Raw genomic sequence first — 18,158 nt, 5'->3', positions numbered from 1 at the left:
GGTTCTCGGGCACGGGTTACGTGAACTATGACAACGTGACCGGTAGTTATGTGCAGTGGACGGTGAACGCGGCGTCGGCGGGTCCGGCGACGGTGAACCTTCGCTTCGCGAACGGCACGACGACCAACCGGCCGATGGACATCGCGGTCAACGGCACGGTCGTGTCGAGCGGGCTGGCCTTCGCTGGTACGGGCTCGTGGGACACCTGGCAGACCAAGACGGTGAACGTCAACCTGAACGCCGGGGCCAACGTCATCAAGGCCACCGGGACCACGGTCAACGGCGGCCCCAACGTCGACTACATCGACGTCCAGCAGTGATGCCGCGATGAGATGGCGGGACCGGCCATAGCCGGTCTCGCCACGGAACCCGCACCGGCCGCCAGCCCGGTGCGGGTTCGCCGTCTGGGCCGGCCGTAAATGTCGGTGGCGTGTCCTACCGTCTCGCGTGTGAATGAACCGTACCGACCGGCTCTACGCGATCGTTGAGGACCTGCGGGCGATCGCCCCGCGCTGCCGGTCCGCGCGCGCCCTCGCCGAGCGTTTCGAGGTGAGCTCGCGGACCATCGAGCGGGACATCGGGGCGCTGCAGCAGGCTGGAGTCCCCATCTATGCCGAGGCCGGCCGCCGGGGCGGCTACGCCCTCGAAAAGAGCATGTCCCTTCCCCCGCTCAACTTCACCCCCGCCGAGGCGGTGGCGGTCGCCATCGCGCTGAGCCGCACCGACCAGCAGCCGTTCGAGGACGACGCCCGCAGCGCCCTGCGCAAGCTCGTCGCCGCGATGCCGGGCCAGGAGACGGAGCGGGCGCGGCAGCTCGCGACCCGCGTGCAGATCCTCATGGACAAACCCGGGACGCCCGAGCGCCGGTACACCGGATCGATCGGCCGTGTCATCGAGGACGCGCTGCTCAAGGGCGTCGTCCTGCGGATGCGGTACGGCGACGCCAACGGCTCCCTGACCACTCGGGAGGTCGAGCCGGGGATGTTCATCGGCGGGCGCAGCGGCTCGTGGTATCTGGTGGCGTGGTGCCGCCTGAGGGACGCCGTCCGCCTGTTCCGGCTGGACCGGATCGCGGCCGCCGAGCTGACCGGTGAGCCGGTGCCGGGCCGTCCCCTGGAGGACTTCGGCTCCGATGTGCCGCACATGATCACCCGATGTCCGGCCCTCGACTGAGGACGCGGAGCCCGTTCCCAAGCCGCTCGGAAACTCCGACAGGGGGTTGTCGCCGGTGGCCGCGAAGCTCGGTCCGTGCGAATGACCGGCGCCGCTCACGATGTTGGGCGGCGCTCTCAGATAGCGAGGGAGACGAGTGATGACCACCCCGGCCGTCAACACCGTGGCATGGTTCGAGGTCGCGAGCGACGACCCGGACGGTGTTCAGCGCTTTTACGGCGAGCTGTTCGGCTGGCGCTTCCGGGTGGACGAGGAGTCGGCGGCGGGGGGCATCGACTACCGGATCCTCAGCTATCCGGGTGACGAGCAGGCCCGCGGCGGCGTCTTCGGCACGCGTGGTCAGTTCCCCAACCACGCCGTCTTCACCGTTCTCGTGGAGGACGTGGCCGTCGCCTGCGAGAAGGTCGAGGCACTCGGCGGCAAGGTGCTCCACAAGGTGCTGGGCAATACCAGCGGCCCCGACTTCGCCTACCTCCTCGACACCTCCGGCAACGTCTTCGGGATCTTCGCCGAGGCAGGCGCCTGACCTGCCGGAGCCTCCCCAGGCCGTCCGATCGCCCGCCGGGACCGCCGCGGTCCCGTGCTTCCCCCGAGGCACTTCCCCGGGCGCTTCCCCTCCGGGCCGAGAGGGCGATCGGACGGCCCCTTCTCGACGGGGCCTGCTTCTGCCGCGGACCCGCTTCTGCCGCGGACCCGCTTCCCGCGGACCCGCTTCCCGCGGGCCTGCTTTCCGGGCCTGCTTCCCGGTCCCGCGCGGAGGTCACGCACCGGGCGGGCGCTGCTCCAGCCGGCGGCGCAGCTCGGCGAGCTCCCGCTCCAGCTCCGCCACCTGCGCGGCGCTCGGCTGGTCTGCCACCGGCTCAGCCGGCCTGCCGTACGGTGACGGCATGGGCCGCACGTACTGCGTCGGGCCGTCGGGCCGCTGGCCGTACGTCCCGGCCGGTGCCTCAAAGGGGGCCTGAACGGGCGCCTGAGCGTCGTGCGGCGCGTTCCCCCGGACATCGTCCCTGATACCGCCCCGGACGCCGCCTTGGACGTGGGCCTGTACGTCGTACTCGACCTGCTGACGAGACTGGTGCTGCGCCATCTGACGAGACTGGGGCCCTGGCGGCAGGCTCTGCTGCCAGGGCGGAGCCGCCACGCTGCCCGCGTAGCCGCCGCCGTACGGCGCGGGAGTGGCAGCGCGCTTCCGGCGGCGCAGGATCACCGACAGCAGGGCGAGACCGCCGAGGATCGCGAGCAGCACGCCCGCGCCGATCACGATCCACAGCCACATGGGCTGCGGCGTCTCGTCCTTGCCCGACGAGATGGCCTGCTGGGAGTCGCTGATGTACTTGGCGACGTACGGGTGGATCGGGTGGAGCGCCTGCACCTCTCGGAACTTGGGCAGCGCGTCCTTGTAGTGGCGCTTGAAGAAGTCGTCGAGCGCCTCGTTGTACCTGCGGGTCGTCAGCGACTCGGCGGGCTTGATGTTCTTCTCGTTGAGCTTCTCCTTGATGATCGACACCGGCAGCACGAAGCTCTCGTTCTCCGAGGACTCGCCCGTGTCGCTGACGGTCCCGGCGATCAGCATGCCGATCACCTTGCCGTCCTTGCTGAAGACCGGGCCGCCCGAGTTGCCGTGGTAGGAGGGGGCCTGTGTCTGGATGTACGGCACGCCCTCCTGGGTGGTCCGCTTCGCGTTGTACGGACCCTCGGTCAGCGCGGGCTCCAGCTTCGACTCCAGGCTGAAGAACGGGGTGTTGGTGACCAGGCCGGGGAAACCGCTGATGTAGAGCGTGTTGCCGGTCTGGACGTCGCCGTCGTCACCCAGAGGCAGGGTCGGCAGGTTCTGCTGGCCGTTCACCTTGAGCAGCGCGAAATCCTTGCCCGGGTAGCTCTCGCCCACGGAGACCAGCTCGGCGGGGACCGCCTTGGCCGTCTTGTCCACCCCGCCGCCCGGCAGGCTCTGCAGCACCGACAGGCTCTTCCGCAGCCCGCGGATCTTGAGGTGGCTGCTGTTGAAGGTCACGTAGATCTGCTGGGCGAGCTGGACCATCTCCGCGTCGGCCGAGATGCCGCGCAGGTCCTTCAGGATGGACTTGGCGTCCTGCTTGTTGAACTTCTCCAGCGCCTGCGCGGCGAAGACGTCGGACAGCTCCTGGTCGCTCATCTCGACGCAGTGCGCGCCGGTGACCATGTAGCCGTCGGGCGTGACCCACCAGCCTGTGCACAGCCCGCCGACCTGGGCCTTGACCGTGCGCTCCGGCGACGTGGGCTTGAGGTAGCGGTTGACGTCGGCCGCCATCTGCTGGAAGAGATACTTGGCGATGCTCCGCTCGTCCGAGGAGATCTTGCCGTCGAGCACCGCCACCGTGGCCTGGTTGACGAGCTGGTTGAACGGGCCCTGCTTGATGGTGCCCGTCGGCACGACCACCTCGCCCGAATAGGTCAGGCTGGTGAGCTGCACGGCCGGGTGCGTGCGGGCGGCCAGCCGCGTCCCGACCGGGACGTCGTCGCCGCTGTCCGCCGAGGCGGACGGCGCCACGGCGACCACGGCCACCAGGGCGACCGCCGCCGCCGCGACCAGCCCCCTGCTCAATCTGCCAATGTAAGTGCTGATATTTCCATTCACGGTGGCAATCGTGAACGGATGGTCTTGTCCGTGGCTTGTAGGTGGCTTGGGGCTTCCTGCGCGGGGGTCAGGGCCGTGCCGTACGAAACGAAGACGGCCCCCGCCGGAGCGGAGGCCGTCTCGGGGCCGTTTTCCGGAAACGTGAAGACTAGACGCCCATGGACTGGGTGTCGTTGGTCTCCGGGGTGGGCTGGCTGATGACCTCGGTCACGCCGTTCTTGAGGTGGTAGCGGGCGATGGCCTCGTTCAGCACCTCCGGCTTGACCTCGCCGCGCTTCACGAGCTGGGTCAGCACGGCCAGGGTGATCGAGGCCGCGTCCACGTGGAAGTGGCGGCGCAGCGCCGAACGGGTGTCGGACAGGCCGAACCCGTCGGTGCCGAGCGACGCCCACTCGCCGGGCACCCACCGGGCGATCTGGTCCTGGACCGCCCGCATGTAGTCGCTCACGCCGACGAACGGCCCGGGGACCCCGGACAGCGTGCTCGTGACGTAAGGCACGCGCTGCTCGGCGTCGGGGTTGAGGAGGTTGTGCTCCTCGGCGGCGAGGGCGTCCCTGCGCAGCTCCGACCAGGAGGTCGCCGACCATACCGAGGCGGAGACGCCCCAGTCCTCGGCGAGCATCCGCTGGGCCTCCAGGCCCCACGGCCCGGCGACGCCGGAGACCAGGATGTTGGCCTTCGGGCCGTCCCCGGTCGCGGGCGCGTAGAGGTAGAGCCCCTTGAGGATGCCCTCGACGTCGACCCCGTCCGGCTCCGCGGGCTGCGGGTAGGGCTCGTTGTAGACGGTCAGGTAGTAGAAGACGTTCTCCGGGTCGTCCCCGTACATCCTGCGCAGGCCGTCCTTGACGATGTGCGCGATCTCGAACGCCCACGCCGGGTCGTACGACACGGCCGCCGGGTTGGTCGAGGCGATGAGCGGGGTGTGGCCGTCCTCGTGCTGGAGGCCCTCGCCGTTAAGCGTCGTGCGGCCCGCCGTGGCGCCGAGCAGGAAGCCGCGGCCCATCTGGTCGGCGAGCTGCCACATCTGGTCGCCGGTGCGCTGGAACCCGAACATCGAATAGAAGATGTAGACCGGGATCATGTGCTCGCCGTGCGTGGCGTAGGAGCTGCCCGCCGCGATGACCGAGCCCATCGAGCCGGACTCGCTGATCCCCTCGTGCAGGATCTGGCCCTCGGTCGACTCCTTGTAGGACAGCAGGAGCTCCCGGTCGACCGCCTCGTAGGTCTGGCCGTGCGGCGAATAGATCTTGGCCGTCGGGAACATCGCGTCCACACCGAAGGTGCGCGCCTCGTCCGGGATGACCGGCACGAACCTCGCCCCGATCTCCTTGTCCCGCATGAGGTCCTTCAGCAGGCGGACGAAGGCCATCGTGGTGGCGACGTTCTGCTTGCCCGAGCCCTTGCGCATGCCGGCGTAGACGGGGTCGCCGGGAAGCTTGAGCGGCTTGGCCCGAATGACCCGCTTCGGGAGGTAGCCCCCGAGGGCGGCGCGGCGCTCGTTCATGTAGGCGATCTCGTCGTTGTTCTCGCCCGGATGGAAGTACGGCGGGAGGTCGCCCTCGAGGTCCTTGTCCGGGATCGGCAGGTAGAGCCGGTCGCGGAACTCCTTGAGCTCGGCCTTGCTCATCTTCTTCATCTGGTGCGTGGCGTTGCGCGCCTCGAAGTCCTTGCCCAGCGTCCAGCCCTTGATGGTCTGGGCGAGGATCACCGTGGGCTGGCCGACGTGCTCACGGGCCGCCTTGAACGCGGCGTAGACCTTGCGGTAGTCGTGGCCGCCGCGCGACAGCTTGCGGATCTCGTCGTCCGACATGTGCTCGACCATCTTGCGCAGCCGGGGATCGCCGCCGAAGAAGTTCTCGCGGATGTAGCCGCCCGACTCGACCGAGTAGGTCTGGAACTGGCCGTCGGGGGTGGTGTTCATCTGGTTGACCAGCACGCCGTCGACGTCGGCCGCGAGCAGCGGGTCCCAGTCGCGGCCCCAGACGACCTTGATGACGTTCCAGCCGGCGCCGCGGAAGTACGACTCCAGCTCCTGGATGATCTTGCCGTTGCCGCGCACCGGGCCGTCGAGCCGCTGCAGGTTGCAGTTGATCACGAAGGTGAGGTTGTCGAGCTCCTCGCGGGCGGCGACGCCGATCGCGCCGAGCGACTCGGGCTCGTCCATCTCGCCGTCGCCCAGGAAGCACCACACATGGCTGCGGCTGGTGTCCTTGATCTGGCGGCTCAGCAGGTAGCGGTTGAACCGCGCCTGGTAGATCGCGCCGATCGCCCCGAGCCCCATGGAGACCGTGGGGAACTCCCAGAAGTCCGGCATGAGACGCGGGTGCGGGTAGGACGGCAGGCCCTTGAACCCCTGGGACAGCTCCTGCCGGAACGCGTCGAGCTGCGACTCGTTCAGGCGGCCCTCCAGGAAGGCGCGGGCGTAGATTCCCGGCGCCGCGTGGCCCTGGATGAAGATCTGGTCGCCCGACTCCCCGTGGTCCTTGCCGCGGAAGAAGTGGTTGAAGCCGACCTCGTACAGCGAGGCCGCCGACGCGTACGTCGCGATGTGGCCGCCGACATTGGTCCGCGCGTTGGCCCGGGTCACCATGACCGCCGCGTTCCACCGGATGTAGGCCCGGATGCGACGCTCGACGTACTCATCCCCGGGGAACCAGGGCTCCCGCTCCGGCGGGATCGTGTTGATGTAGTCCGTGCTGCGCAGGCCGGGCACGCCGACCTGATGCTCGCGGGCACGCTCCAGCAGCCGGAGCATCAGGTAGCGGGCACGAGTGCGGCCCTCGGTCTTGATGACGTTGTCGAGCGATTCGAGCCATTCCTGGGTCTCGCTCGGATCGACATCAGGCAACTGGCTTGGTAGGCCGTCGCTGATGATCGAGAAACGCTGGCGTCCGGAAGCCACTGGGTCTCGCCTTCCGAGAATGAACTTGGTTACGGTCTTGTGAATCTATTGCCTGCTGCGAGGTGTTCCTACGTGGATCGCCGCTCCTGTGGTCGCCTTCCATCCTGGCTCCTTGGTTCGGAAAGCGCATCTCTACTATCCGGTAACCAAGGTGTCCCGGCTGGCAGCAGGTCACTGATGGCCTAGACCACCGATGGTAGGACGATTTTTGCAAACCGCCCACACTCACTTACCGGCGGGTCTCCCCTCCAGCCTTCTCTCCCCCGAAAGGGGATCGCACGCCCCGCGCGGGGGCGATGTGCGGGAAAGGCCCGGGAGGAAGCCTAGAGGCACGGCTCCGCCCCCGCGGATGAAGGACGACGGTGAAGGACGACGGCGGCCACGCCTCCGCCGCGCCGCCCCTGGCCGCCGGCACCACCCCGGTCGCCCCGTACCGACGTCGCGCAGAGTGATCAGGTCAACGGCACTCACCTATGACGGCTCGCTGACGTCCAGGCGGCGGGACGCCCTCGGCGATCAGCACGGCGGCGGCCGTGACCATGACGTAGGGGGCGACTATCCGGCCCCTGAGCCCATCTCGGCAGCGTAACGTTTTGGTATGAGTTGTCCCTCCCCCTGTGGGGGGAGAGGTTTCTCCTCTTTCCAGGTGGCGATAGCCGTACCAGGCTCAGGAGAGAGGGGGGATGGATATGCATGCATCGGTGGGCGACCGGCTCCTGGTGCACGGGAGCATCGTCGGCGAGCACGACAAGCACGGAGAGATCATCGAGGTCCGCGGCCCCGAAGGCGAGCCGCCGTTCCTGGTGCGCTTCGAGGATGGGCACGAGGCCCTGATCTTTCCAGGTCCGGACGCCGTCGTCGTCCCAGGTCAGCGGGGGTCGTAGTATCTCGCTGTGAGATCGCGGGAGATCGAGGTGCGCACCGGCTCGCGAGAGCGGGTGCACGACATGACGCGGGAGTGTGCGGATTTCGCGCGCGAATGCGGAGGAGACGGACTTTTGCACGTCTTCGTGCCGCACGCGACGGCGGGTATCGCGATCATCGAGCTCGGTTCCGGCAGCGACGACGATCTGCTGGCCGCCCTCGGAGATCTGCTTCCGGCGGACGATCGCTGGAGGCATGCGCACGGTTCTCGGGGGCATGGGAGATCGCATGTCATGCCCGCGTTCATTCCGCCGTACGCGACGGTTCCCGTGCTGGGTGGCAGGCTCGCCCTGGGGACGTGGCAGTCGGTCGCACTCGTCGATCTCAACGTCGACAACCCGGACAGGCGTGTTCGTTTGTCATTTTTGTCCGATTAGCAGATAACGGTGCGGGTCACCGGACGTGGCGACCGTTGACGACGGTGGGTCACAGCGTGTGGACTGTGCCGAAGCATGGCTCTCAGAGAGCCGGACAACCGCATATACAGGCGGGGCCACCAAGCAGGAGGGATGAACGTGAGCGCGACCGCGGGTCAGGCGCAGGGCGAGCGCGGCCTGGCCGAACGACTCGGCCTCAAGGCCGGTCAGGTGGTGCAGGAAGTCGGCTGGGACGAGGACAGCGACGAGGCGCTGCGCCAGTCCATTGAGGAGCTGACTGGCAACGAGATTGTCGACGAGGAGTACGAAGACGTCGTCGACGTGGTGCTGTTGTGGTGGCGCGACGGGGACGGTGATCTGTTCGACGCACTCAGCGACGCGATGACCGCACTCGCCGACGGAGGCCAGATCTGGCTGCTGACCCCGAAGGCGGGCCGAGACGGCCACGTCGAGCCCAGCGACATCGGCGAGGACGCGACAACCGCGGGACTGTCCCAGACGAGCAGCGTGAGCGCCGCCAGGGACTGGTCGGGGACGCGGCTCGTCGCCCCCAAGGCTCGCCGCTGAGCTGATCATCCCCTGCCGTACGGTCCCGACATGCCGTACGGCAGGATGACGTGCGGATCACAGCCGGAAGGACTGCTCATGGCGGTAGAGGTCGGGGACAGGGCTCCGGACTTCGAGCTCCAGGACCAGCACGGCGTCCCCGTCAGGCTTTCCGACCTGCGGGGCAGCGAGGTCGTGCTGGTCTTCTATCCCTTGGCGTTCAGCCCGGTGTGCCACGGCGAGCTGGGCGCGATCCGGGACGAGCTCGTCCCGTCGGCGCCCGCCGGCGTCCGGGTGCTGACCGTCTCGGTCGACTCGATGTTCAGCCACCGCATCTGGGCGGACGCGGAGGGTTTCACATTCCCGCTGCTGTCGGACTTCTGGCCGCACGGCGGGGTGGCGCAGGCGTACGGTGTGTTCGACGACGTGAAGGGCCAGGCCGTCCGGGGCACCTTCATCCTCGACGGCGAGGGCGTCGTCCGCTGGAAGATCGTCAATGAGATCGGCTCCCCACGGGACGTCGCCGAGTATCGCAAGGTGCTCGAAGAACTCTGATCCTGTATCCCACTCCGGCCTATCCGATCTGAGCTATCCCGACCTGCCCTATCCGGCCCGATTTACCCCGTTTTATCCGGACAGCCTTATTGGAGGCGAACATGCCCTGCTATCGGTGCGGGGCCCGGCAGACCGACCCCGTCCGCGGCGCGAGCCCGTGGAAGCGCGGGGTGCGCCACGAGGCGCAGATCCTGGTCTGCCCGGACTGCCAGCGCGCGCACGATCTCGATCTCGAAACGTGCGCCTCGTGCGGGTCCTCCGCACTGATCTGCCGCCTCGGCGAGGTCGAATGCCGCTCCTGCGGTTCCGTACGGCAGGCCAGGCCGGCGGACGACCTGGTGGCGGCCGGCCTGCCGTCCAGTGAGACGAGCCGGTCCACCGGGGCGCCGGACCTTTCGGCGGAGGTCGAGGCCGCCCTCAACCGCGTGCTCGGGCGCTCGTGACGGCGGCCTCGGAGTACGTGGTCGCACTCGACGTGGGCGGAACCGCCATGAAGGGCGGCCTGGTCACGCGGCGGGGCGAGGTCACGGCTCTGGAAGGGCGTGCCACCGGCCGGGAGAACGGCCCGGCGGCCGTGGTCCTGGCCATCCGCGCCTACGTGGACGAGCTGGTCGAGCTGGGCGTGTCCCGGTTCGGCTCCGAGCCCGCCGGCGTCGGCCTCGCCGTACCAGGCATCGTGACGTCCACCACGGCCCTGTACTCGGCCAACATCGGCTGGCGGGACGTCCCCGCGACGGCCTTGGTGCCCCCGGGCGTGCCGGCGCGGCTCGGTCATGACGTGCAGACCGGCGGCCTGGCGGAGAGCGTGTTCGGCGCGGGGCGTGACGTCGACGACTTCCTGTTCCTCCCCATAGGGACCGGTATCGCCGGGGCTGTGGTCATCAGAGGCGAGCCGTACGGCGGAGCCAACGGCTGGGGAGGGGAGATCGGCCACACGCCCGTGTGGCCGTCGGGAGAGCAGTGCGCGTGCGGCCAGATCGGCTGCCTGGAGACCTACGCCTCCGCGTCCGCCGTCGCCCGCCGCTTCACGACCCGCTCGGGCCGTACGGCCACCGCCAAGGAGGTCGTGGCGCTCGCGCTGGAAGGCGATCCGGCAGCCGGCGAGGTCTTCGACGAGGCCGTGGAGACTCTCGCGATCTCGCTGGCGTCGTACGTCCTGCTGCTCGACCCGTGCGTGATCGTTCTGGGCGGCGGCCTCTCCGAAGCGGGCCGGGCGCTGTCCGACCCTCTCCGGGAACGGCTGGCCGCCCGCCTGGCCTTCCGGGAGCCGCCTCCGCTGCGACCGGCCGCGCTGGGAATGCACGCCGGGATGTTCGGGGCCGCCCTCCTCGGCTGGCGGGCCGCCGGAGAGCCCGACATGGGCCGGGACTGGTCGCTCGATGTGCTGAGAGGCGGCCTGGTGTCGTAAGGTGTAGTCCCGTCCGGGCGGTTAGCTCAGCGGTAGAGCACTCGCCTTACAAGCGAGGGGTCACTGGTTCGAACCCAGTACCGCCCACCTGCGAAAAGAGCCCCGTCTCCCACCTGGGAAAACGGGGCTCGTGTCATTAACGTGCCATTAGCCGACGTGGACGATCTTGGTCAGTGACCACTCGCCTCGCGCGGAATCACCCGTGTGATCTTGCCGTTCATGGCATTGGCAATCTTGCGGCCGGCCTCGGCGGTGCTGTGCTGATAGATCAGTGCGGCGCGCACGGAGTCGTGTCCCATCCGCTCCATGAGATCGCGAAGGGTCGCGCCCGAGTTGGCTGCGATCGTGTTCCCGGTGTGCCTCAGACATGAAAGTCCAGGCCGGGGAAGCCGATCTTCTTGGTGTTCTCGTCCCACTTGGGAGCCCGGCGGAAGTTGCTCCGCCGCAGGATGCCGCCCCGCCGTGCGCCACCACGCCCTACTCAACGCCCCAAGCCGACTGAAGCGCCACGCCGCCCTCACACTCGGTCGCTCGGACGAGTGGTCCCAGCCGCTCCGCTCCCGTCCTTCGTCAAGACCCCGATATAGCCGAGCGCCATTCCAAGCGACCCGAGAACCCACCCCGCCCCGACCACCGTCGAAGCAGTCTGAAGCGTCGGGTCGGGAAGCGTCACAATTCCCGTTCCGTCCTTCACACTCCACAACAGGAACAGTCCAACGCCCAACACGAGCTGTTGAACGCTAACCACCATGAGGACAACCCTGATCACCATGCAGGGGATTGTCATCTCGCTATCTCCCAAGAGCAAGCCTTTCGGCGGTGTTCCCGGTGGCCGACGAGGCGGGAGGTATCCTCGATCGGGACGCCCGAGTCGGACAGCAGCGAGAGACGAAGCTGTGCCGCAATTCGCGAGGGAACCATTCCTGGCTGTCAGCAGGACGGACAGCGGGTGATTCTGGCGGAGGTCCTTGTAACGGAGAGCGATCCGGCGCGCGGTGGTCCCTGGGTCGTCGACTGGACCGAACGCGTAGACCCATCGTTGAGTCCGTGGGGATTTACGCCCGGACCACCGGCGGTAGCATCGGCCGTCTGTCCAGACGACCAGTTCGACCCAGACGGATAGCAGCGCGAGGCCATGTCCCTCGTGGATATCAGTCCGTATGCCGAGAGCCGCCAATTCATCGCTCAATTGTTCAGCGGCTCGTGTTGGCGTTGTGGGCGTTTTTCTTCTTGCGCTTATGGGACGGAATCCCGTCATGGCCGAATGCATGCTGTAACGCTATGACCGGGCACAACAGCACGGAAGTGGGATTTCGTGTCACTTTACGATGCCTGCAAAACAGAAGTGACACGAGCGGTGCCACAACTCAGTATTCGAGCCGCACGAAATCTGCGAGGTCGTGCATTTCGCCCGTGAGCGTGCGCCGCCTACCTATAATTCCCTTGATGATGTCTCGGGCGTATCGCTGGGTAGGGGCATCTCGGGCTCCGGCGTGATCAGAGTTAACGATCGTGGACGAATGGTGATCCACAACGGATGGTCCCGTCAGGAGGGATAACCGAGAGTTCACCTATGGTGAACTGCGTGGTTGCGTGTCCGACGTTGTGGGGACACGGGGATTGGGAGCCGGGGAAGATCAGGCAGGGGAGAAGCGTGCAGGTCTGCACTGCGCGGTACACCCGTTGATGGCCGTGCCTCGGACCTAAACTAGGGGCATGAGCGCCATGCGCGAGGAACTGCACTATCTCGTGGACCAGTTGCCGGAGTCGGAGCTACGGCCCGCTCTGGAGTTGATCCGCGGGCGGCTGGACGAGCCCGTCCCGGTGGAGCGTGATCTTCCCTTCTTTGCGTCGTTTGAGGCTGAGCCGGACCTCGCTGAACGCCATGAGGAGATCCTGCGCTCCGAGATGGGCCGCTGACGTGCTCCTGTGCGACACCGGCGTCCTTCTCGCTGCGGGCAATGCCAAGGACAAGCACCACCAGGCATGTCTCAAGCTGCTCCGCCAGGCGGAGGGACCGTTGCTCGTGCCGTCCCCGGTGATGGGCGAGGTCGGCTATCTTCTGGAGTCGCGTGTCGGCCCACACGCGGAAGTCACGTTCCTGAAGTCGTTCGGTGGCAGTGGGTTTCACGTAGCCGAGCTGGAGGACGAAGACCTCCCTCGCATGGCGGAACTCGTCGAGAGGTACGTCGATCTCCCTCTCGGACTGGTGGACGCCGCCGTCATCGCGATCGCCGAGCGTCTGCGGTTGAGGGAGGTCGCGACCGTCGACCACCGGCACTTCCGAGTCGTGCGCCCGCGCCACGTCGAGGCCTTCACTCTGCTGCCCGGCTGATCGCAGGCACTGCCCGTACTGAGTGACTATCTGGGTGACAATCGCCGTGGACGAGCCCGGACAGCAGTGGACGACCCCGGACTGTATGCCCAGGTCAGGGCGGGTGCCGGTGCTGGTCCTGCCCCTTCCTGGGTTGACTTACAAGCGAGGGGTCACTGGTTCGAACCCAGTACCGCCCACCAGCCAAAGAGAGCCCCGTCTCCCACCTGGGAAAACGGGTCTCGTGCCATTAACGTGCCATTAGCCGACGTGGACGATCTTGGTCAGTGACCACTCGCCTCGCGCGGAATCACCCGTGTGATCTTGCCGTTCATGGCATTGGCAATCTTGCGGCCGGCCTCGGCGGTGCTGTGCTGATAGATCAGAGGGGCGTGTACGGAGTCGTGTCCCATCCGCTCCATGAGATCGCGAAGGATCGCCCGGGCATCTGCTGTTCGCCGACCGGAAAGGCACCCCGCCGGAGTCTGGAGCCGTTCACAAGGTCGTGACCACGGTCATCGCCGGCGTCGTGCAAAACCGTGAATGGCCCAGCAGCAAGCCTGCACCCGGGGATTGGCGCCGGTGCACGCCGCGCGCGCCCCAGCGCTGTACCCTCGCCGTATCGCTTGCGTGATGAGGAGGCGCCTTGTCCTTCAATAACTTGGCCATCCTCTTCGGCCTCGCCTACGAGGTCATCTGGCCTCTAGCCGTTGGCGTTGGCGTGGTCGTCTTCAGCGTCGGCGTCACCGGCGCGCTCCTCGTCGTCCTGTACGCCCTGACGCGTCGGTTCTTCCGCCTCCGGCGGAGGCCTCGGCTCCAGGACGATGGCGAGCAAGGCTTCGTCCTTGAGTGGCTGCGGTAGAGCCAAGACGGTCGACAGCAGAGCGCCACTTCGGATGCTCAAGCTTCGAGCGCGGCCAGGTCTTCCGGTGCCAGCCGGATCCGTCCCGCCGCCAGATTCTTACATCGCCCCGCGGAAGGTGAGGCTGCCCGCGGCGAGCCGGTCACGCCTGGCGAGGTCAGGGGGCCAGGTCGCGCCGCCGGCCGCGCAGGCCATGTGCGAAACTACCCACCGGACCCGGCCCACCGCCGTGGCCAGCACGGCCTCCGCCCCGCCCGCCGGCCTCCTCGGAGCGCAGCCGCAGCACGCGCCTGTACGGCGAAGCCCGCCGCAAGCGCGCCGAACACGTTCACCATCGCCGCGAAGTACACGTCCACCAGGTTGGGGGCGGCCGTGCCGGCGAGCTGGCCGATCAGCTGGGTGGCGCCCGTGTTGCCGCTCATGGCGTCGTTCACCGCGTCGCCGAGCGAGCCGACGCCCACTCCGAACGCCGCGCCGCCGATCACCCAGCCGAGCGTCGAGCCGCGGTTCAACCGCCACGCCAGCCCGAGCGGGCTCAGCAGCGCGCGCGAGCCGGTCGCCGGGCCCGGCCGGTCGGGGATCAGTCCGGCGCCCAGGTCCCGGCGATCTCCTGCGCCACTCCCGCACTACTCCCAGGGGGCGGTGCCGTAAGAGCGGCAGTCGACGATCCTTCCGATGCCCTGGGCGTCGTACACCACCTCGATGTCGACCGGATGGCCCAGCGTGCGGGGCCGTCGGGCGCGCGAGCACGCGGAGCCGCCTGCGCCCCATCCAGCCCAGACCCTCGGCCGGGTCCTCCGTCTCCGGGACGCTCGTCCAGATGCTCGTGCCGCGTTGGCGCCTGAGCGGGTGGCCGCTCATCGCCAGCACCGAGCGGTGTACGGCCGGCACACGCTGGACCACGATGCTCCACGGCCGCCACCGGGTGTAGGGGTTCTCGAGGTTGTTGTGCAGCAAAACGTCGCACAGCCCGTCGAGCAGGCCGTTCCAGGTGCTGCCGTCGTGGAAGTGGGGGCCCGCGCCGAAGCCGTCACCGGATGGGCTGCTCACCGACAGGGCGATGCGCACAGGCCCCTTGGTCCGCGCCCAGGCCTGCCGTAGCGCCGGGAGCATACCGGAATCCTCCGCGTTGATCGCCGCCGCCGGGACCACGAAGCCGTACGCCACCGGAAGCCCCAGCCGCAGAGCCCTGGACAGCAGCGCCGCGCCGTCACCGACGAACTCGGCGTCAAGCGATTCCGGCGCGCCCAGGGGAATGACCATCGGTACGGCAGCGCGGTCCAGGGCGGGGTTGTGTGCGAGATCCCTCATCGCTCCTCCATCCAGGCGAGGTCATGACCCGACCATAGGCATGAACGCGTCGGCGGGGATCAGTCGATCGACTGTGTTGGGCGCTGAAAGCGGACGGAATGTCGCCATGCGGGGCCGCGATCAGGGCTCGCGGGCCCGCGTTCCGTTCAGAGGCCGCTCAGAGGGGGAGGAGCGCCACGGCGGCCTCGCTTGTGAGAGGCAGGAAGGTGAAGCTTTCCTGCAGGTAGAGCCGCACGACCGTCTCGGTGTGGCTGTCGTAGCCGATGGAGATGTCCTGCCCGAGGTGGAGCGCGAAGTCGCCGCCCCGGGTGGTCAGCACGATGGCGCCGCTGATCGCCGGAGCCCAGATGATGTCGCCGCTGACGATCCGCCGGATGTGCTCCAGCACCGGGTAGCCGTGGTCGCTCGTCTCGCTGACCCCGGTGTACGCGTCGGCGCTCAGCAGCACGCTGTACGGACCGTCCACGCCGGCCATCCGGAGCCGGCTGACGGCCTGGGCGATGGCGTCCGGGTACTTCGTGATGTCGCTGGGCAGGGACAGGGCCTCGTCGCCGCTGCTCTGCCTGATGCCGACGATGCCGCCGGAGAGATAGCCCTCGAAGATGGCCTGGTCCTCGGCGAGGGCCATCGCGCGGGCGGCGTCCTTGACCGGCTGCCAGTCGGAGTCGCCCGATCCGCGCTCGACGTCGTCGATCGCGTCGCGGCTCAAGGAGAACGGGCGGCGCAGCTCGACGACGTGGGCCGCGTCACGCTGCCGGGCGATGATGCCGTCGGCGGGGGCGTCGATCGGGCGCAGGTGGCCGGTCCCGACGGCGGCCAGGGACGGGCCCGAGGGGCCGAGGACGTCGACCACCCGCCGCCCGGCGAGATGACGCTTGAAGGTGCGGCTCGCCTCCTCCTCGATCTGGGCCCAGGCGGCGTCCGAGACCGGCGCCAGTTCGCGGTGCAGGTTGTTCATGTCTGCGGGACTCCCTTCAAAGTTCCGACACCCAGCGAGCCGTCGTTCGCCGCAGTGGTGCTTGTGGTGTTCCCGGCGAGCCCCGCCGTCGCGGGCGCACCCTCCTCGGCCGTGCCCTCTGAGATGCCCTCTGAGATGCCCTCGGCGAGGCTCTCCAGCAGCGGGACGGAGGGCACGAAGAACAGCGATCCGGTGACCGGCCGGGAGAAGTCGAGGATCCGGTCGTAGTTGCCCGGAGGCCGGCCGACGAACATGTTGTCGAGCATCTTCTCGATCGTGGCCGGCGACTTCGCGTAGCCGATGAAGTAGGTGCCGAACTCGCCCTGGGTGACGTTGCCGAAAGGCATGTTGTCGCGGAGGATCCGCATCTCGCGGCCGTCCTCGGTGATCGTCGTGAGCGCGCTGTGCGCCCAGGTCGGCTTCACCGTGTCGTCCAGCTCGATGTTGGTCAGCTTGGTCCGTCCGATGACGTGCTCCTGCGCCTCCGTGGAAAGGGAGTTCCACGCGGTCATGTCGTGCAGGTATTTCTGCACGATGACATAGCTGCTTCCCGCGAACGCCGGATCTTCCCCTCCGATCAGCACGGCCTCGGGGATGTCCGCCCCGGTCGGGTTCTCCGTACCGTCCACGAAGCCGAGCAGGTCGCGGTCGTCGAAGTAGCGGAAGCCGTGGACCTCGTCGACGCCTGACACGGCGCCGGAGATCCGGTTCAGGAGCTGGGAGGCGAGCTCGAAGCAGAGGTCCATCCGCTTGGCGCGCAGGTGGAAGAGCAGGTCGCCGGGGGTGGACGGGGCTTGGTGGACGCCGTGGATCTCCCGGAACGGGTGCAATTCGGCCGGGCGGGGGAGCGCGAACAGCCGGTCCCAGGCGTCGGCCCCGAAGCCGACGACGCACGACAGCCGCGCTTCGATGTCGCGGAAGGACACCGACCGGACGAGCCCGGGAAGGTCGGCGCACAGGTCACGCACGGTCGCGCGGCTGTCCTCGCCGGGGTTCACGGTCACGATGATGAAGATCGCGTTGCGGCTGAGCGGCGCGACGACGGCCTGCAGAGCCTGGTCGGGCGGCGCGCCGACGTTGGGCAGGCTCATGAGATCCCCCTGTGAGATGCCGTGTGAGATGCCGTGTGAGATGCCGTGTGAGATGCCGTGTGAGATGCCGTGTGAGATGCCGTGTGAGATGCCGACGGTGCTGCATCGCCGACCCTATCGTCACCAGGGTTTGGGCTTTTGATCCGGTACGGAGCCCCTTACGGAGAAGGTCTGGTCTGGCGGCGTTCATGGAGATCTGGTGGCGTCACCCAGCCGGATGGTCGGGCTTGGCGTCGTCCAGGGCGAAGCTCAGGTAGCGGTCGGCGGAGCGGCGGACCGCTTCGGCGCCGTCGGTGTCCACGATGTGCTGCCACCACGCTCCGTAAACACGGCCGAAGGCGTACGGCTCCAGCAGCGAGAGGGCGCGCCGGATGGTCCTCGGGCGCTCGGGAATGAGATTCGGATAGCTGTACATGAAACCGACCCAGCGGCGGTCCTTCACGACCTGGAAGATATCCCCCGAGAACAGGGCGCCTTCCCGGCCGTCGCGCCAGTGCATCACCTGTCCGCCCGCGAAGTGCACCCCGGCGTTGATGAGGGTGAGACCGTCGGCGATCTCCCGGGTGTCGCCCTCCCAGAACACGACCGAATCGTCATGCCGCGCCACCCATTGCCGGTCGGCGGCGTGGATGTAGATCGGCGCGTCGAACGCGTGCGCCCAGTCGACCATGCTGCCGTAGAAGTGGGGGTGGCTGATCGCGATGGCCTGGATCCCGCCGAGCTCCCTGACCTGCCGGATCAATTCGTCGTCGAGGTGGGTGACCATGTCCCACAGCACGTTGCCCGACGGCGTGCGCACCAGCAGCGCCCGCTGGCCGATGGCGGTCGGAGGCTCCGTGCCGACGCCGACGACTCCCGGTCCCTCGTCCTCGATCCTGGCTCGGTGGCCGGCCTCGCGCAGCTCGTTGAGGGTCGTCCAGCGCTGACCGTCCCAGCCGACGTACTGCCGCTCATCCTCGCATATCGGGCAGTTGTCGCGGCTTGCGCCGTACTGGACCCCGCATGTCACGCAGATGGGCAGGTCGTTCATGCGTCTTTCCCCCTGACGTGGTTTTCCGGTGATCGTCAACAACCTATCAAGTTGACCAAGAACGGCTTGGGGAGACCATTACGTCCATGGCAT

21 protein-coding genes and 1 tRNA gene are annotated in these 18,158 nt (G+C 68.1%); 13 read left to right on the top strand and 9 right to left on the bottom strand.

Annotation, left to right across the window (positions count from 1 at the left end; translation table 11 throughout):
* The 3 genes from ABH927_RS27665 to ABH927_RS27655 form a co-directional block, all read left to right on the top strand.
* Window positions 1-320 (top strand): carbohydrate-binding protein (locus ABH927_RS27665; RefSeq protein WP_370026282.1); only part of this gene is annotated, 320 nt, incomplete at its 5' end.
* Window positions 321-453: 133 nt separating this feature from the next.
* Entirely contained in the window at window positions 454-1,173 is a 720-nt protein-coding gene (locus tag ABH927_RS27660; protein ID WP_370026279.1) for a helix-turn-helix transcriptional regulator, read from the top strand.
* Between the two features lie 139 nt (window positions 1,174-1,312).
* Window positions 1,313-1,699 carry a VOC family protein gene (locus tag ABH927_RS27655; RefSeq protein ID WP_370026277.1) on the top strand — a complete coding sequence of 129 codons (387 nt, stop codon included), beginning with the start codon at window positions 1,313-1,315 and terminating at the stop codon, window positions 1,697-1,699.
* A gap of 234 nt (window positions 1,700-1,933) precedes the next feature.
* Here the strand turns inward: ABH927_RS27655 and ABH927_RS27650 are convergent, their stop codons facing one another.
* Both ABH927_RS27650 and aceE read right to left on the bottom strand, forming a co-directional pair.
* Window positions 1,934-3,754 (bottom strand): trypsin-like peptidase domain-containing protein, encoded by a 1,821-nt coding sequence (locus ABH927_RS27650; RefSeq protein WP_370026275.1) that lies wholly within the window; start codon window positions 3,752-3,754, stop codon window positions 1,934-1,936.
* Window positions 3,755-3,935: 181 nt separating this feature from the next.
* Window positions 3,936-6,689: a pyruvate dehydrogenase (acetyl-transferring), homodimeric type gene (gene aceE, locus ABH927_RS27645; RefSeq protein ID WP_370026273.1), complete on the bottom strand. Its 2,754-nt coding sequence runs from the start codon at window positions 6,687-6,689 to the stop codon at window positions 3,936-3,938.
* 689 nt (window positions 6,690-7,378) lie between these two features.
* Here aceE and ABH927_RS27640 point away from each other — a divergent pair.
* The 7 genes from ABH927_RS27640 to ABH927_RS27610 all read left to right on the top strand — a co-directional run bounded on the left by ABH927_RS27640 (window position 7,379) and on the right by ABH927_RS27610 (window position 10,586).
* Entirely contained in the window at window positions 7,379-7,573 is a 195-nt protein-coding gene (locus tag ABH927_RS27640) for a DUF1918 domain-containing protein (protein ID WP_370026287.1), read from the top strand.
* A 9-nt stretch (window positions 7,574-7,582) separates the two neighbouring features.
* A complete protein-coding gene (locus ABH927_RS27635) occupies window positions 7,583-7,990 on the top strand; it encodes a secondary thiamine-phosphate synthase enzyme YjbQ (RefSeq protein WP_370026271.1) in 408 nt (135 codons plus the stop codon).
* 138 nt (window positions 7,991-8,128) lie between these two features.
* On the top strand, window positions 8,129-8,557 hold the full coding sequence (locus tag ABH927_RS27630) for a DUF3052 domain-containing protein (RefSeq protein WP_370026270.1): 429 nt from the start codon (window positions 8,129-8,131) through the stop codon (window positions 8,555-8,557).
* Window positions 8,558-8,635: 78 nt separating this feature from the next.
* Window positions 8,636-9,091 carry a peroxiredoxin gene (locus tag ABH927_RS27625; RefSeq protein ID WP_370026268.1) on the top strand — a complete coding sequence of 152 codons (456 nt, stop codon included), beginning with the start codon at window positions 8,636-8,638 and terminating at the stop codon, window positions 9,089-9,091.
* Window positions 9,092-9,192: 101 nt separating this feature from the next.
* Window positions 9,193-9,534, top strand: coding sequence for a hypothetical protein (locus ABH927_RS27620; protein ID WP_370026266.1), 342 nt, complete (start codon window positions 9,193-9,195; stop codon window positions 9,532-9,534).
* Window positions 9,531-10,499 (top strand): ROK family protein, encoded by a 969-nt coding sequence (locus tag ABH927_RS27615; RefSeq protein ID WP_370026264.1) that lies wholly within the window; start codon window positions 9,531-9,533, stop codon window positions 10,497-10,499. The genes ABH927_RS27620 and ABH927_RS27615 overlap by 4 nt, the downstream gene beginning before the upstream one ends.
* Before the next feature lie 15 nt (window positions 10,500-10,514).
* A tRNA-Val gene (locus tag ABH927_RS27610) sits at window positions 10,515-10,586 on the top strand.
* A gap of 83 nt (window positions 10,587-10,669) precedes the next feature.
* Here the strand turns inward: ABH927_RS27610 and ABH927_RS27605 are convergent.
* A complete protein-coding gene (locus tag ABH927_RS27605) occupies window positions 10,670-10,798 on the bottom strand; it encodes a hypothetical protein (protein WP_370026262.1) in 129 nt (42 codons plus the stop codon).
* Window positions 10,799-11,016: 218 nt separating this feature from the next.
* The gene (locus ABH927_RS27600) at window positions 11,017-11,271 is read right to left on the bottom strand and encodes a hypothetical protein (protein WP_370026260.1); all 255 of its coding nucleotides are present in this window, start codon (window positions 11,269-11,271) and stop codon (window positions 11,017-11,019) included.
* Between the two features lie 944 nt (window positions 11,272-12,215).
* Between ABH927_RS27600 and ABH927_RS27595 the strand changes: the two genes are divergently transcribed.
* Both ABH927_RS27595 and ABH927_RS27590 read left to right on the top strand, forming a co-directional pair.
* Entirely contained in the window at window positions 12,216-12,419 is a 204-nt protein-coding gene (locus tag ABH927_RS27595) for a hypothetical protein (protein ID WP_370026258.1), read from the top strand.
* 1 nt (window position 12,420) lies between these two features.
* Complete coding sequence (locus ABH927_RS27590; RefSeq protein ID WP_370026256.1) at window positions 12,421-12,834, top strand: type II toxin-antitoxin system VapC family toxin; 414 nt, start codon at window positions 12,421-12,423, stop codon at window positions 12,832-12,834.
* 263 nt (window positions 12,835-13,097) lie between these two features.
* Here ABH927_RS27590 and ABH927_RS27585 read toward each other — a convergent pair whose 3' ends face one another.
* Window positions 13,098-13,226: a hypothetical protein gene (locus tag ABH927_RS27585; protein ID WP_370026255.1), complete on the bottom strand. Its 129-nt coding sequence runs from the start codon at window positions 13,224-13,226 to the stop codon at window positions 13,098-13,100.
* Between the two features lie 233 nt (window positions 13,227-13,459).
* Between ABH927_RS27585 and ABH927_RS27580 the strand changes: the two genes are divergently transcribed.
* The gene (locus ABH927_RS27580) at window positions 13,460-13,675 is read left to right on the top strand and encodes a hypothetical protein (RefSeq protein ID WP_370026253.1); all 216 of its coding nucleotides are present in this window, start codon (window positions 13,460-13,462) and stop codon (window positions 13,673-13,675) included.
* A 203-nt stretch (window positions 13,676-13,878) separates the two neighbouring features.
* Here ABH927_RS27580 and ABH927_RS27575 read toward each other — a convergent pair whose 3' ends face one another.
* The 4 genes from ABH927_RS27575 to ABH927_RS27560 form a co-directional block, all read right to left on the bottom strand.
* Entirely contained in the window at window positions 13,879-14,187 is a 309-nt protein-coding gene (locus tag ABH927_RS27575; protein WP_370026251.1) for a hypothetical protein, read from the bottom strand.
* 956 nt (window positions 14,188-15,143) lie between these two features.
* Window positions 15,144-15,944: a family 1 encapsulin nanocompartment shell protein gene (locus ABH927_RS27570; RefSeq protein WP_370026249.1), complete on the bottom strand. Its 801-nt coding sequence runs from the start codon at window positions 15,942-15,944 to the stop codon at window positions 15,144-15,146.
* Window positions 15,941-17,035: a Dyp-type peroxidase gene (locus tag ABH927_RS27565; RefSeq protein ID WP_370026247.1), complete on the bottom strand. Its 1,095-nt coding sequence runs from the start codon at window positions 17,033-17,035 to the stop codon at window positions 15,941-15,943. The genes ABH927_RS27570 and ABH927_RS27565 overlap by 4 nt, the downstream gene beginning before the upstream one ends.
* 205 nt (window positions 17,036-17,240) lie before the next feature.
* Entirely contained in the window at window positions 17,241-18,065 is an 825-nt protein-coding gene (locus ABH927_RS27560; protein ID WP_370026246.1) for an MBL fold metallo-hydrolase, read from the bottom strand.
* Window positions 18,066-18,158 lie beyond the last annotated feature (93 nt).

It is taken from the genome of Planotetraspora sp. GP83 (genome assembly GCF_041262585.1).
Taxonomy (GTDB): Bacteria; Actinomycetota; Actinomycetes; order Streptosporangiales; family Streptosporangiaceae; genus JAOEGB01.
The sequence above is the reverse complement of the archived record's forward strand: the minus strand, read 5'-3'. Positions and strand labels throughout refer to the sequence as shown.